Origin of the sequence: Shimia sediminis (assembly GCF_003990645.1) — a bacterium.
Lineage (GTDB): Bacteria > Pseudomonadota > Alphaproteobacteria > Rhodobacterales > Rhodobacteraceae > Shimia > Shimia sediminis.
Window position 1 is genome coordinate 94379 of the sequence record NZ_RYZK01000003.1, and the last position, 13096, is coordinate 107474.

The following is a 13096-nucleotide window of genomic DNA, read 5'->3' on the forward strand; positions in this document are numbered from 1 at the left end:
TCCGTGTGCGATCAGAAGTCGAGGTTTTCGACACTCAGCGCGTTTTTCTGGATGAACTCGCGGCGGGGTTCCACCACGTCGCCCATCAGCTTGGTAAAGAGGTCGTCGGCCTCGGCCATGTCTTCAACCTTGACCTGCAGGAAGGTACGGGCATCGGGGTCCAGCGTGGTTTCCCACAGCTGGTCCGGGTTCATTTCGCCCAGACCCTTGTAGCGTTGCAGCGACAGGCCCTTTTCGCCTTCGGTCAGGATCGCGTGCAACAGGTCAAGCGGCCCATGGATCAGCTGCCTGCGGTCCTTGCGCATGAGCGTTGCCGGGGTGTTGTAGACCTCTTGCAGGCTTTCGGTGAAGCTGCCGGTCTTGCGCGCCTCGCCCGACCGCAGCATCGGACCGTCCAGCGTGCGCACCTCTTCCACACCGCGTAGGATGCGCGCAAGACGGATGCCGTGATCCTGTGTGATGCGACCCTGCCAGCCGCGTTCGTATTCCAGAGCGATCAGGTCAAGGCGCTGGGCCACGGTGTCGGCCACGCCCTGCAGGTCGGCGTCTACGGCACCGGGCACAAAGGCGCCTGCAATGGCAGCCTGTTCCAGGATGTGACGTGGGTAATGGGTCGGGAAGGCGTCGAGCACGCGTTTCAGCTGACGGGCTTCGCCCACCACGCGGGCAAGGTCGGCGCCGACCATGTCCATGCCACTGCCCAGTTTCAGAACCGCACCGTCGATGCCCTGTTCCACCAGGTAGTCATCCAGCGCGGCCTGATCCTTGAGGTAAACCTCGGACTTGCCGCGCGCCACTTTGTAAAGTGGTGGTTGAGCAATGAAAAGATGACCCTTTTCAATGAGCTCCGGCATCTGACGGTAAAAGAACGTCAGCAACAATGTGCGGATGTGGGCGCCGTCGACGTCGGCGTCGGTCATGATGACGATCTTATGATAGCGCAGTTTGTCGATGTTGAATTCATCGCGGCCAATGCCGGTCCCCAGCGCCATGACAAGGTTGCCGATCTCTTGGGACGACAGCATCCGGTCAAACCGCGCGCGTTCCACGTTGAGGATTTTCCCGCGGAGCGGCAGGATGGCTTGGGTCCGGCGGTCGCGGCCGGTCTGGGCCGAGCCTCCCGCCGAATCCCCCTCGACGAGGAACACTTCGGTTTGCGAGGGGTCTTTTTCCGAGCAATCCTTGAGCTTGCCCGCGAGGAAATTCACGTCCATCGCCGATTTCCGCCGGGTCAGCTCGCGCGCCTTGCGGGCGGCTTCGCGGGCGTGGGCGGCTTCGACAATCTTGGAGACGATCATTTTCGCGGTGTTCGGGTTTTCTTCGAACCACTCGGCCAGCTTTTCGTTCATCAACCCTTCGACGGCGGGGCGGACCTCGGAGCTGACCAGCTTATCCTTGGTCTGGGACGAGAACTTCGGGTCCGGCACCTTGACCGACAGCACACAGGTCAGGCCTTCGCGGGCGTCGTCGCCGGTAAAGCTGACCTTTTCCTTTTTGGCGATCCCGGTTTCCTGCGCGTACTTTTGCAGGGTGCGGGTCAAAGCCCCCCGGAAACCCGCCATATGGGTGCCGCCATCGCGTTGCGGGATGTTGTTGGTAAAGGGCAGCACGGTCTCGTGATAGCTGTCATTCCACCACATCGCCACCTCGACGCCGATATCGTCCCGCTCGCCTTTGACGTAGATCGGTTCTTCCATCAGCGGGGTTTTGTGGCGGTCGACATACTTGACGAATTCCATGACGCCGCCGTCATAAAACAGTTCGGTCCGCAGGGCTTCGGCAGGGCGTTCATCTTCGAGCAGGATCCGTACGCCCGAGTTCAGAAAGGCCAGTTCGCGCAGGCGCTTTTCCAGCGTCTCAAACACGTAGTCGCGGTTGGAGAAGGTATCGAGCGAGGCCATGAAGCGCACTTCGGTGCCGGTCTGATCGGTGTCGCCCACAACTTCGAGGTGCTTGACCGTGTCGCCATGTTCGAACCGGGCGATATGTTCCTTGCCTTCGCGCCAGATGCGCAGTTCCAGCCAGTCCGAGAGCGCGTTCACAACCGAGACGCCAACCCCGTGCAGACCACCCGAAACCTTGTACGAGTTCGAGTCGAACTTACCACCGGCGTGCAGCTGGGTCATGATGACCTCGGCCGCCGAGACGCCCTCTTCCTCGTGGATGCCCACGGGAATCCCGCGTCCGTTGTCGAACACCGAGACCGAACTGTCGGCGTGAATTTTCACCCGCACGTGGTCGGCATGTTTGGCCAGCGCCTCGTCAATGCCGTTATCGACGACCTCATACACCATGTGGTGCAGGCCCGAGCCATCGTCGGTATCACCGATGTACATACCGGGACGTTTGCGGACGGCTTCCAAGCCTTTGAGAACCTTGATGGAATCCGCGCCGTATTCCGGGTTGCTCTGGGTCTCTTCGGACATTTGGTATTTCCCCTATTCAGTCCGGCCAAAATAGGGTGTCGGGCAGGGAATGTCACGCAATAGCGCCAAGTTTTTTGTGTCACGAATCCTGTGGAATCAATGGGGTTTGAGAGACGAGATGCCCTCTTCTTCAGTGACTTCCAGATACTGTGCCCGATCCCCCAGATCGGCGAACAATTCCGCGCCTGTGCCGGTCATCCAGGCCTGTGCCCCAAGGGCGCAGATCTCGTCGTAAAGCGCGGCGCGGCGGGTGGCGTCGAGGTGCGCGGCAACCTCGTCGAGCAACAGGATCGGGGGGGCGCCAAAGTCGCGCGTCAAAGCCCGGCCATTGGCAAGGATCAGCGAGATCAGCAGCGCCTTTTGCTCACCTGTGGAACAATCGCGCGCCGGCACGCCCTTGGCGGTATAGATGGCATCGAGGTCGGCGCGATGGGGGCCGATCAGCGTACGTCCGGCGATCAGGTCGCGCGGGCGGCTGTCGGCAAGGGCTGCGCGCAGCTCATCTGCCGTGTCCGGCATCTTCGCATCCGGATGGCTGAGCGTCAGGTTAGCCACCGGAAAAGCCGTCTCGGCCTCGGTCTGTGCGGCGCTGAGGTGGCGGACGGCAGCAATCCGGTTGGCATGGATCGCAGCGCCTGACTCGGCCATTTGCGCTTCGAGCGCGCCATACCACGCCGGATCGCGCACCTGATCCTTTAACAGCCTGTTGCGCTCGCGCATGGATTTTTCATAAACCAGCGACGCTTCGGCATGGGACGGAAAGAACGACAGCGCCATGCGATCCAGAAACCGTCTGCGCCCCTCGGCCCCTTCGATCCAGAGCCGGTCCATCGCAGGCACAAGCCAGAGTACGCGGGCGACGCGCCCCAACTCGGTCTGGGCTGCCGCCTTGCCATTCAGGCGCAACTGTCGCGCGCGGCCCTCTTCGGACCAGATCTCGATCTCGTGCAGCTGGCCGAGCGACCGCAGATGCCCGGTCAGCTTCCATCCCAGCGCCTCTGGGCGTCTGGTCATGGCCTCGGCGCTGGCGCGGCGCAGGCCCCGTCCGGGCGAAAACAGCGACACCGCCTCGAGGATATTGGTCTTGCCCGCCCCATTGGGCCCGTAGATCGCCACTGGGCGCGCGTCTACGGTCACGGACCCTTTCTTGTGGGATCGGAAATGCGAGAGGGAGAGAGAATCAAGAAAGAGGCCAGCCATATCCCCGCCTCTTCATTTCGCCAAAAATACTCGCGCCGCAGGCACGGGCGTCAGCCCGTTAGACCCGCATCGGCATCACGACATAGACCGCGCTGGTGTCACCACCTTCGCGCATCAGGGTCGGGTCACCGGCCGAATTGAACATGAACACCGCATTCTCGCGATCGACCTGGCTGGCGATCTCCAACAGGTACTTGGCGTTAAAGCCAATCTCGAGCCGCTCGTCGGAATAGGCCACGGCCAGCTCTTCCTCGGCGGCACCGCTGTCAGGTGCGTTGACCGACAGGACCAGCTTGTCCTCGTCCAGCTGCAGTTTCACGGCGCGCGACCGCTCGGATGACACGGTGGCCACGCGGTCCACGGCGCGGGCGAATTCGCTGGCGTCCACCTCAAGCTTGCGGGTGTTGCCCTGTGGAATGACGCGGGTGTAGTCGGGGAAGGTGCCGTCGATCACCTTGGACGTCAGCGTGATGTCGGGGGTGGCAAAGCGCACCTTGGTTTCCGAGACCGAAACCGCGATCTGCATCTCGTCATCATCCAGGAGCTTGCGCAGCTCGCCCACGGTTTTGCGCGGCACGATCACGCCGGGCATGTCCGATGCGCCCTCAGGCAGATCCGCGTCGATGCGCGCCAGGCGGTGACCATCGGTGGCCACGCAGCGCAGGGCCTTGCCGTTTTCGCTGTCGGCCACATGCATGTAGACGCCGTTCAGGTAGTAGCGGGTCTCTTCGGTCGAGATGGCGAATTTGGACTTGTCGAACAGGCGGCGCAGCACCGGGGCGGGGGCCGAAAAGTTCGAGTGGTATTCAGACGATGCCATGACCGGGAAATCTTCGCGCGGCAAGGTGGCGAGCGAAAAGTTCGAGCGCCCGGCCTCGACCGTAAGACGCCCCGAGGCGCCATCGTCGGTCAGCGTGACCAGAGCGCCGTCCGGCAGCTTGCGTACGATCTCGTGCAATGTCGTGGCCGAAACCGTGGTGGCCCCTGCGCGTTCGACCATGGCGGGGGTCTTGTCGACCACCTCGATATCCAGATCGGTGGCTCGGAATTGTACCGTATTGCCTTCGGCTTCGATCAGCACGTTGGCAAGGATTGGAATGGTGTTGCGGCGCTCGACAACGGATTGGGCCTGGCTGACGGCCTTGAGCAGGTTGCCGCGTTCGATGCTGATCTTCATATCCTTGTCCCTTTTGCGGTGCCGGGAGGGGCAAGGTAACCTATTCCCCCTTCGGCTCAAGCCTTTTCTTAGAGTTTTCCGATGGTTTTGCGGGAGCGTCAAGAGATGGCAGGGTCGCGGTGCGTTCTGAGTGTTTTTCGATGTAGGGAAGATACTTTTTTGCGCCAGGCCCCGATCATGCCAGACTGCCTGTGAATTCCGGGAGAGGGCACATGCCGATCACTGAGACACAGGCCCGCGAGGCTGCCGAGCAATACCGCGAAGAAGGCTACGCATTGGTGCGGCAGTTCATCGATGGGGATGAGCTGCAGCGGCTGCGCACAGAAACCGCGCGGATTTACCAGGAGGGGTTAAGGCATCCCCGCACCTGGCGGCATGGCAACCTCAGCTTCGAAATCCTGCCGGAAGAGGATTTTGGCGCGCGCTATGTGATCCAGGCCTACTGGATTGCCTGGATATCGGAGTATTTCGAGTCGTTCCGGCGGTCTGAAAGCTACCGCGTGCTCTTGGAACCCATTTTGGGGCAGAGCATCAAACAGGTGGCGCAGCAAATTCACTGGAAACCACCGGGGGCGGGGCTAACCGGGTATCGCTTTCATCAGGACCTGCGGTTTCGCGAAGCACGCGAGGCTTACGTCGACATTGCCGGATCGACGGTGAACTCCGGTTTGGCCATCGATCCGTCGACGATGCAGAATGGCTGTCTGCAGGTTGTGCCGGGGTCGCACAAGCGCGGCTATATCGGTCTTTCGGATGACGGCGACGGGCAGATCATGAAAGGGCTGACAGCCGAGGATGAACTACGTGCCAAGGGGATTGATCCGGGCGAGGTGGTGCCGCTCGAGATGGAGCCGGGGGACATGGCACTCTGGGGGTTGCTGACGGTGCACGGGTCCTTGCCCAACCAGTCACAACAGGACCGCTCCTTTGCGATTTCCAGCTATGTGCGGGCCGAAAATTCTGAACGCGGCGAATGGGCGTTTCGCGGCGGGCAGTCTGTGCCGCTGGGCAAGACCCCGCAGCTCTGCAAGTGGGAGCAGCTGCATGACCGGCCCGAACCGCATTACGTCGAGGATAAATGGTATGCCTGAGGCGCGCAGGTAGGTCGGACAGTTTGTCCGACCTACGAGGGGTCGTCAGGCTTCGAGGGCGCGGCGCAGAAGCTCGAGGTCTTCGGCGATCTGACCGTCCTGAATGCGCAGCTCTTCGATGCGTTTCACACCGTGCATGACCGTTGTGTGGTCACGTCCGCCAAAGCGGCGGCCAATCTCGGGCAGGGAGCGGCTGGTCAGCTGCTTGCAGAGATACATTGCCACCTGACGCGGGCGGGCCAGTGTGCGCACCCGTTTCGGGCCGATCATGTCGGAAAGGCGGATGTTATAATGCTCGGCCACGCGACGCTGGATTTCCTCGACCGAGATTTTGCGTTCTGAGGCGCGCAGAACGTCCGACAGGCAATCCTGCGTCAGATCCATGGTGATCTCGCGACCCACCAGCGAGGCAAAGGCAAAGAGCCGGGTCAGGGCGCCTTCCAAAACGCGCACGTTGGTCGAAATGCGGTGGGCCAGGAACTCCAGCACGCCGTCCGCCAGTTGCAGCTCGGGATACTGGGCGCGGTACTGGTCGACCTTGGATTGCAGGATGCCAAGACGCAGTTCATAGTCGGTGGGGTGCAGGTCGACGACCAGACCACATTGCAGGCGCGACTTGATGCGATCCTCGAGATCCTTGATCTCGCCCGGCGCGCGGTCGGCGGAAATGATGATCTGCTTGTTCTGATCCACCAGCGCATTGAACGTATGGAAGAACTCTTCCTGCGTTGAATCCTTGCCGGCGATGAATTGCACGTCATCCACCATCAGAACGTCAACCGAGCGGAACAGCTCTTTGAAGTCCATCATCTTGCGGTCGCGCAGTGCCTGCACAAAGCGGTACATGAACTGTTCCGCCGAGAGGTACACCACGTTCAGGTCCGGGCGACGGTTTTTCAGCTCCCAGGCGATGGCGTGCATCAGGTGGGTTTTGCCCAAGCCCACGCCGCCATAAAGAAACAGCGGGTTAAAGGTCACAGGGCCGCCTTCGGCCACGCGACGGGCGGCGGCATTGGCCAGTTCGTTCGGCTTGCCGACCACGAAACTGTCAAAGGTGAAACGTGCATCCAGGGGCGCGCCCGGCAGCTCTTCGCGGGCGGCGGCTGCGGCTTTGCGGGGCGCTTTGGCTGACGCTGGTGCGGCGGACTGTGCCGCGGGGCGCGCGATTGAATTGGCGGCAGAATTGGTGGCGACCTTAAAGTGCAGACGGCGCACGGTCTCTCCTGCGCCAACCATCTTGTGCAGGATCAGGTCCCCAAAGTTTTGCGACACATAGTTGCCGATGAAGTTTGTCGGAACGTGAAAGGTGACCACACCTTCGTCCAGTTCGGCAAATTCAAGGGGTTCGATCCAGGTTTTGTAATTGTTCTGCCCGACAGTTCTGAGCAGGTCCTGTTTCAAAGCGCCCCATTGTTCTTGTGTCATGTGTCCCCGTTTCTGGTGCCGTTCAGCCGTCCGTCTGTGGGCCCGAAAGCCCGGTAGTTATGCCTTCCCGCGGCTCACGGCATCACGAAACCCTGCATGCCCCCAATCCCCCCAAATGACAGCAAGAAACCATTGTTCCCTCGGACGTCCCGGTCCGAAAGTGGTTGTCGTCATTCGCGCGGAATGCGCAGGTTGTCAGGACAGACCGGAAGCCAAGGCTTCGTCGGCCAAAAATGGCAGCACCGCAAAGTCAGGTCTTGCGGCTATTCCCATAAAACGGTCCCCCCGGACCGTTGTGATTTGGAGTCTGTCCCCCCCGTGGTGCGACGTGAATCGCAAGACCGAAATTAGCAACGTGTGCACACGCCGATCAACCGATCTTCGAACTTGACTCGGGGATTTGCGAAAAAGAATCTCTCGCGCCTGCAGAGAGGTCACAAAAAGCAAAAGGCGCCCCGGTCCGGGACGCCTTTTGACATCAATAACTTGGCAGGCTCGGATCAGGCCATTGCCTTGACGCGCGACGACAGGCGCGACATTTTCCGCGAGGCGGTGTTCTTATGGTAAACGCCTTTGGTGACGCCGCGCATCAGCTCGGGCTGAGCGGTGCGCAGGGCTGCCGTTGCGGCATCTTTGTCGCCCGAAGCAATGGCTTCTTCGACTTTGCGCAGGTGGGTGCGGATACGCGAGCGGCGGGCTTTGTTGACTTCAAGACGGCGCTCGTTCTGACGGGCGCGTTTCTTTGCCTGGGGCGAATTTGCCATGAATCTCAGGTCCTTATCTAGTGTTCGTTCCGTTTAATGCGTGCCACTTCCCGAACAGGACGTCTTCCCGAGGGGAAGAATCGATTCAAGCCAGAGCGGGCTGCACGCGCATGTATGACGGCGCTTACTAACGATTTTTGGGTGGGATGCAAGCCTAAAGGCCAAAGAAAAAAGGGGCGTGACTGGTCGCGCCCCTGATTCTCAGCAATTGCTGCACCGGCTTACCGGTCGCGGAACTGTGCCTGACGTTTTTCCATGAAGGCATTCATGCCCTCTTTCTGGTCTTCGGTGGCGAACAGCGCGTGGAACACGCGGCGCTCGAACAGCAGACCTTCGGTCAGGGTGGTCTCGTAGCTGCGGTTCACGGCCTCTTTGGCGGCGCGAGTGGCGATCATGGATTTCTCGGCGATCTTCTGGGCCGCGCCCATGGCTTCGTCCATCAGCTTTTTCGCGGGCACCATGCGGCTGATGAGACCCGAGCGTTCGGCCTCTTCTGCATCCATGAAACGCCCGGTCAGGTTCATGTCCATGGCCTTGGATTTGCCGACAAAGCGGGTCAGGCGCTGTGATCCGCCAATACCGGCGATGACGCCCAGGTTAACCTCGGGCTGGCCAAACTTGGCGGTGTCCGACGCGATGATGAAATCACAGGCCATGGCCAGCTCGCAACCACCGCCCAGGGCATAGCCCGACACGGCGGCAATGATCGGTTTGCGAATGGCCACGATCCGGTCGTTGACCGAGGCGAACAGGTTTGTCGCGTTCACCTCGGCATAGGTCATCGAGGACATTTCCTTGATGTCGGCGCCTGCGGCAAATGCTTTTTCCGAGCCGGTCACGACAATGCAGCGGACCTTGTCATTGGCGTCTGCCTCTTCCAATGCGGTGCACAGTTCCCCAACAAGCTGTTGGTTCAGGGCGTTCAGGGCATCGGGGCGGTTCAGTTTGATGAGGGCCACGTGGTCCTCGACGTCGACGATGATCGTCTCAAAAGCCATGAGTGGTGCTTTCTCTTGTTCCGGTCAGGAACGATTCCTTACCATTCTGAGGGGGTGGATCAAGTTATCTTTGGCATTGCGGACAATAGAAGGATGAGCGACCGGATTGCGTGATTCGCGCGATGGTGCCGTCACATCCTTCTGTGTGGCAGGGGGCGCCTTCTCGACCGTAAACATCGAAACTATGTTGAAAATATCCAAGTTCCCCATCGGCTTGGCGGAAATCCTTGAGCGATGAGCCACCTGCGTCGATGGCATCTGACAGCACCTGGCGGATGATCGGCACCAGGGCTGCAACCCGTTTGGCCGCCACATTCGCGGCCTTGCGACGCGGCGACACGCCAGCGCGAAAAAGTGCTTCGCAGACATAGATGTTGCCCAATCCGGCGACGATTTTCTGGTCCAGAAGGGCCGATTTGATCGGCGTGTTGCGATTCTTGAGCTGTTGGGAGAGGTACTTTTCGTCAAAGGCGTTGCCCAGCGGTTCCGGCCCGATGCTGGCCAGCAGGGGGTGTTGATCCGCCGTGGCCGTCTTTAGCAGATCCATCGCCCCGAACCGGCGCGGGTCGTTAAAGGTCACGCGCGCCCCGTTCTCCATGTCAAAGACCACGTGGTCGTGTTTCTCGGCCTGAGGGTGGTTGTGGGTGAACTGCCCCAGTGGGTCGCCCGAGACCGTCATGCGGCCCGACATACCCAGGTGGATCAACAAGGTTTCGCCCCGGTCGAGATCGGCCAGGATATACTTAGACCGCCGCCGCAGGGCCGTCACCTCTGCGCCTGTCAGTCGCTCGACCATACGATCCGGAAAAGGCCAGCGCAGGTCGGGGCGGTTGACGGCGACATGAGCGAACCGCGCGCCCTGCATGGAAGGCAACAGGCCACGCCGGACGGTTTCAACTTCGGGCAGTTCGGGCATGGGGCCTCGTGGGTCTGATTGCGCTTGGTCTTGTGTCGCATACCCCACGGGTTCGGGGGAACAGCTTTTTATCGCGGCAAGCCGGGAACCGGGGCGTATGTCTCCATCTCCAATGCCTCTTTCAGGGCTCTGTGCAGCCTGTCGCGCCCCTGAACATACTGCAGCACATAGGTCATGCCGCCGCCGGCAAATTCGAGCCGGTAGAACCCGCTGGTGTCATGTTCAAAGTGCTTGAGCTTGTGCAAAGGAAACCGTGCGCGGCCCAAGAGCCAGGTCGAGTTGATGATTTCGCCTTCGAAAATCGTGACCTCGTAGGTGAAGATGTAGAAGTTGTAGTAGATCCACACCGCCACGGCCCCGAGGAACCAAAAGGCATCGCCGCCGACTTTGCCCAGGATCATGTCGGTCCAGACGCTCTGGCCCAGCATGAACAGAACACAGCTGCTGAGCGCCAGCCCGACAAGCCGCAGCCCCCATGTGGCGCGAAAGGTTGTGCGCCCATACAGCGTCTCCGGCGTAACGCCGGTGCCAGAGCTGGCGATGGTATGGACGTAGCGTTCCTTTTCAGTCCTGCGCGCGGCTTTTTCGTCATGGTCGCGCGACCCCAGAATCCGGCGAAACAGGACCGAACGACCCATCACAAGGGACAGGACAATGGCGATCCCCAGATAGAGGGCGAGCATTTTCAGATCAGTCATCAAATATACCAAATTCGCATGGGCCAGAGCCGCGTCAAAAGGGGATTTGTGTCTTCCCTCGCATATGTGTATCCCGAAGCGGACGGAAATATGGCGAGGTTGGGAACTTCCGATGGCCGGTTCAGACGACAAAACCACTCACTTCGGGTTCACCACGGTCCCCGAGGCCGAAAAGGCCGGTAAGGTGCAGGGCGTGTTCAACTCGGTGGCGTCGAAATACGACATCATGAACGATGTGATGAGCGTCGGGATTCACCGTGTCTGGAAGGATGCGATGATGGATTGGCTGGCGCCGCGTCCGGGCCAGCGTTTGCTGGACGTTGCAGGCGGCACCGGGGACATTTCCTTTCGGTTTCTGGATCGTGCGGGCCATGGACATGCCACGGTGCTGGACCTGACTGAGCCGATGCTGGTCGAGGGACGCAAGCGCGCCGAGGCCGATCAAAAGGCGGACAGCCTGGATTGGGTGGTTGGCGACGCGATGGCGCTGCCGTTCGAGGACAACACCTTTGACGTCTACACCATCTCGTTTGGCATCCGGAACGTCACGCGGCCCCAAGAAGCGTTGAACGAAGCGTTTCGCGTGCTGAAGCCCGGCGGGCGGCTCATGGTGCTGGAGTTCAGCCAGATTCCCAATGACATGATGCAAAAGGCCTATGACCTTTATTCCTTTAACGTCATCCCGCGCATGGGGCAGATGATTGCCAATGACCGCGACTCGTACCAATACCTCGTCGAATCGATCCGCAAGTTCCCGGATCAGGACACCTTTCTGGAGATGGTGAAAACAGCCGGGTTCGAGAACGCCAAGTATCGCAATCTGTCGCTGGGCATTGCCGCGCTGCATTCGGGGTGGAAGATTTGAGAGGACCGCACAATATCTGGCGGCTGATCCGCACCGGGGCCACGATGGAGCGAACCGGGGCGATGGGTGTCGTCATGGACGCGATGGAGGCCCCGCGTGCCCTGCGGATCGTCGCGCGCACGCTGGTCTGGCCGTTCCGTTGGCTGGGGATCAAGGGTGATCCCTCGATGCCGCCGGTGGTGCGGGCGCTGAACGCGCTGGGGCCTGCCTATATCAAGTTCGGGCAGGTGCTGTCGACGCGCCCCGATGTGGTGGGGCCTGATCTGGCGACCGAACTGCGTGTGCTGCAGGACAAGCTGCCGCCGTTTTCCATCGAGATTGCCAAAAAGGCCGTTCAGGCCGAGCTGGATCAGCCGGTTGAAGAGCTGTTTTCCGAGTTTTCCGAACCGGTCGCCGCGGCGTCGATTGCCCAGGTGCACAAGGCGCGTCTGGCCGAAACCGGCGAAGAGGTTGCGGTCAAAGTGCTGCGCCCCGGTATCGAGCGCGCGTTCCGCAAGGACATTGACGCGTTTTACTTTGCGGCGGACACCATCATGTTCCTGTCCCCGGCCTCGCGCCGGTTGCGTCCGCGTGATGTGATCGAGCATTTTGACGGCGTGGTCGCGGGCGAGCTGGATTTGCGGCTCGAGGCGGCCTCGGCCAGCGAATTTGCCGCCAATACCATCAAGGACGAAGGCTTTCGGGTGCCCACCGTGCTGTGGGAGCATTCCGGGCGCCGGGTGATGACGCTGGACTGGGCCGAGGGCGATCCGCTGGGCGACAATGACGCGCTGGATGCGGCAGGGCATGACCGTCATGCGCTGGGCAGCCGGGTGCTGAGCCTGTTCCTGCGCCATGCGCTGCGCGACGGCTATTTCCACGCCGACATGCATCAGGGCAACCTGAAGGTCGCGGCCGATGGGCATATCATCGCCTATGACTTTGGCATCATGGGCCACATCGATGAATACACCCGCCGGGTTTACGCAGAGATTCTGTTCGGGTTCATTCAGCGTGACTATCAGCGCGTGGCTGAGGTGCATTTCGAGGCAGGCTATGTGCCTGCGGACCGCGATGTGGATGAGTTTGCCCGCGCGCTGCGCGCCGTGGGAGAGCCGATCTTTGGCATGGATGCGACGCGCATCTCGATGGGGCGGTTGTTGTCATATCTCTTTGAGGTGACCGAGCGTTTCGGCATGGAAACCCGGACCGAGCTGATCCTGTTGCAACGCACCATGGTGGTGGTTGAGGGCGTGGCGCGGTCGCTGGACCCCGAGGTCAACATCTGGGACGTCGCCAAGCCGGTGGTCGAAGGCTACATCAAGGAAAGCATCGGGCCGCGTGCCGTGGGGCGTGACCTGATGAAAACCGCCCGCGTGCTGGCGCGGTTTGGTCCGCGTCTGCCCGCTCTGGTCGAAGGGATGCTGATCCGTCAGGCCACAGCCGTGGAAGAGGAAAAGCCGCGCATCTGGCCGGTGGTTTTTGCGGCCGGGGTGTCCGGTGTCGTTGTTGGCGCGGCGGCTGTGATGGCCGTGCATATGCTGCTGTAGCTTGCGG

Annotated in this window: 11 protein-coding genes; 3 read left to right on the top strand and 8 right to left on the bottom strand. The window is 60.9% G+C overall.

The annotated features are described in order from the left end of the window. Window positions 1-11 precede the first annotated feature (11 nt). From gyrB to dnaN, 3 genes are all read right to left on the bottom strand, one after another. Entirely contained in the window at window positions 12-2426 is a 2415-nt protein-coding gene (gyrB, locus tag EK369_RS08430; protein WP_127113476.1) for a DNA topoisomerase (ATP-hydrolyzing) subunit B, read from the bottom strand. A gap of 96 nt (window positions 2427-2522) precedes the next feature. Next, window positions 2523-3626 (bottom strand): DNA replication/repair protein RecF, encoded by a 1104-nt coding sequence (recF, locus tag EK369_RS08435; protein ID WP_127113478.1) that lies wholly within the window; start codon window positions 3624-3626, stop codon window positions 2523-2525. Between the two features lie 58 nt (window positions 3627-3684). Next, entirely contained in the window at window positions 3685-4803 is a 1119-nt protein-coding gene (dnaN, locus tag EK369_RS08440; protein WP_127113480.1) for a DNA polymerase III subunit beta, read from the bottom strand. A 212-nt stretch (window positions 4804-5015) separates the two neighbouring features. Here dnaN and EK369_RS08445 point away from each other — a divergent pair, with 212 nt between their 5' ends. Continuing rightward, window positions 5016-5894 carry a phytanoyl-CoA dioxygenase family protein gene (locus tag EK369_RS08445; protein WP_127113482.1) on the top strand — a complete coding sequence of 293 codons (879 nt, stop codon included), beginning with the start codon at window positions 5016-5018 and terminating at the stop codon, window positions 5892-5894. 45 nt (window positions 5895-5939) lie between these two features. Here the strand turns inward: EK369_RS08445 and dnaA are convergent, their stop codons facing one another. The 5 genes from dnaA to EK369_RS08470 form a co-directional block, all read right to left on the bottom strand. Next, a complete protein-coding gene (dnaA, locus tag EK369_RS08450) occupies window positions 5940-7319 on the bottom strand; it encodes a chromosomal replication initiator protein DnaA (RefSeq protein ID WP_127113484.1) in 1380 nt (459 codons plus the stop codon). A 500-nt stretch (window positions 7320-7819) separates the two neighbouring features. Then, the gene (gene rpsT, locus EK369_RS08455) at window positions 7820-8083 is read right to left on the bottom strand and encodes a 30S ribosomal protein S20 (RefSeq protein ID WP_127113486.1); all 264 of its coding nucleotides are present in this window, start codon (window positions 8081-8083) and stop codon (window positions 7820-7822) included. A gap of 221 nt (window positions 8084-8304) precedes the next feature. Beyond that, complete coding sequence (gene acuK, locus EK369_RS08460) at window positions 8305-9081, bottom strand: acryloyl-CoA hydratase (protein ID WP_127113488.1); 777 nt, start codon at window positions 9079-9081, stop codon at window positions 8305-8307. Between the two features lie 64 nt (window positions 9082-9145). Then, window positions 9146-9997, bottom strand: coding sequence for a bifunctional DNA-formamidopyrimidine glycosylase/DNA-(apurinic or apyrimidinic site) lyase (gene mutM, locus EK369_RS08465; protein WP_127113490.1), 852 nt, complete (start codon window positions 9995-9997; stop codon window positions 9146-9148). A 68-nt stretch (window positions 9998-10065) separates the two neighbouring features. After that, the gene (locus EK369_RS08470) at window positions 10066-10695 is read right to left on the bottom strand and encodes a hypothetical protein (RefSeq protein ID WP_127113492.1); all 630 of its coding nucleotides are present in this window, start codon (window positions 10693-10695) and stop codon (window positions 10066-10068) included. A gap of 112 nt (window positions 10696-10807) precedes the next feature. On the opposite strand from EK369_RS08470, the gene ubiE reads away from it, so the two are divergent. Then, window positions 10808-11560, top strand: coding sequence for a bifunctional demethylmenaquinone methyltransferase/2-methoxy-6-polyprenyl-1,4-benzoquinol methylase UbiE (gene ubiE, locus EK369_RS08475; RefSeq protein ID WP_127113494.1), 753 nt, complete (start codon window positions 10808-10810; stop codon window positions 11558-11560). Then, a complete protein-coding gene (ubiB, locus tag EK369_RS08480) occupies window positions 11557-13089 on the top strand; it encodes a 2-polyprenylphenol 6-hydroxylase (protein WP_127114051.1) in 1533 nt (510 codons plus the stop codon). Before ubiE ends, ubiB begins: the two co-directional genes overlap by 4 nt. Window positions 13090-13096: the final 7 nt, after the last annotated feature.

What these genes read in the sequence shown, in the direction of transcription:
- dnaN (WP_127113480.1), bottom strand. Translation starts at nt 4,803, where the DNA reads ATGAAGATCAGCATCGAACGCGGCAACCTGCTCAAGGCCGTCAGCCAG.
- gyrB (WP_127113476.1), bottom strand. Translation starts at nt 2,426, where the DNA reads ATGTCCGAAGAGACCCAGAGCAACCCGGAATACGGCGCGGATTCCATC.
- dnaA (WP_127113484.1), bottom strand. Translation starts at nt 7,319, where the DNA reads ATGACACAAGAACAATGGGGCGCTTTGAAACAGGACCTGCTCAGAACT.
- recF (WP_127113478.1), bottom strand. Translation starts at nt 3,626, where the DNA reads ATGGCTGGCCTCTTTCTTGATTCTCTCTCCCTCTCGCATTTCCGATCC.
- EK369_RS08470 (WP_127113492.1), bottom strand. Translation starts at nt 10,695, where the DNA reads ATGACTGATCTGAAAATGCTCGCCCTCTATCTGGGGATCGCCATTGTC.
- ubiE (WP_127113494.1), top strand. Translation starts at nt 10,808, where the DNA reads ATGGCCGGTTCAGACGACAAAACCACTCACTTCGGGTTCACCACGGTC.
- mutM (WP_127113490.1), bottom strand. Translation starts at nt 9,997, where the DNA reads ATGCCCGAACTGCCCGAAGTTGAAACCGTCCGGCGTGGCCTGTTGCCT.
- EK369_RS08445 (WP_127113482.1), top strand. Translation starts at nt 5,016, where the DNA reads ATGCCGATCACTGAGACACAGGCCCGCGAGGCTGCCGAGCAATACCGC.
- acuK (WP_127113488.1), bottom strand. Translation starts at nt 9,081, where the DNA reads ATGGCTTTTGAGACGATCATCGTCGACGTCGAGGACCACGTGGCCCTC.
- rpsT (WP_127113486.1), bottom strand. Translation starts at nt 8,083, where the DNA reads ATGGCAAATTCGCCCCAGGCAAAGAAACGCGCCCGTCAGAACGAGCGC.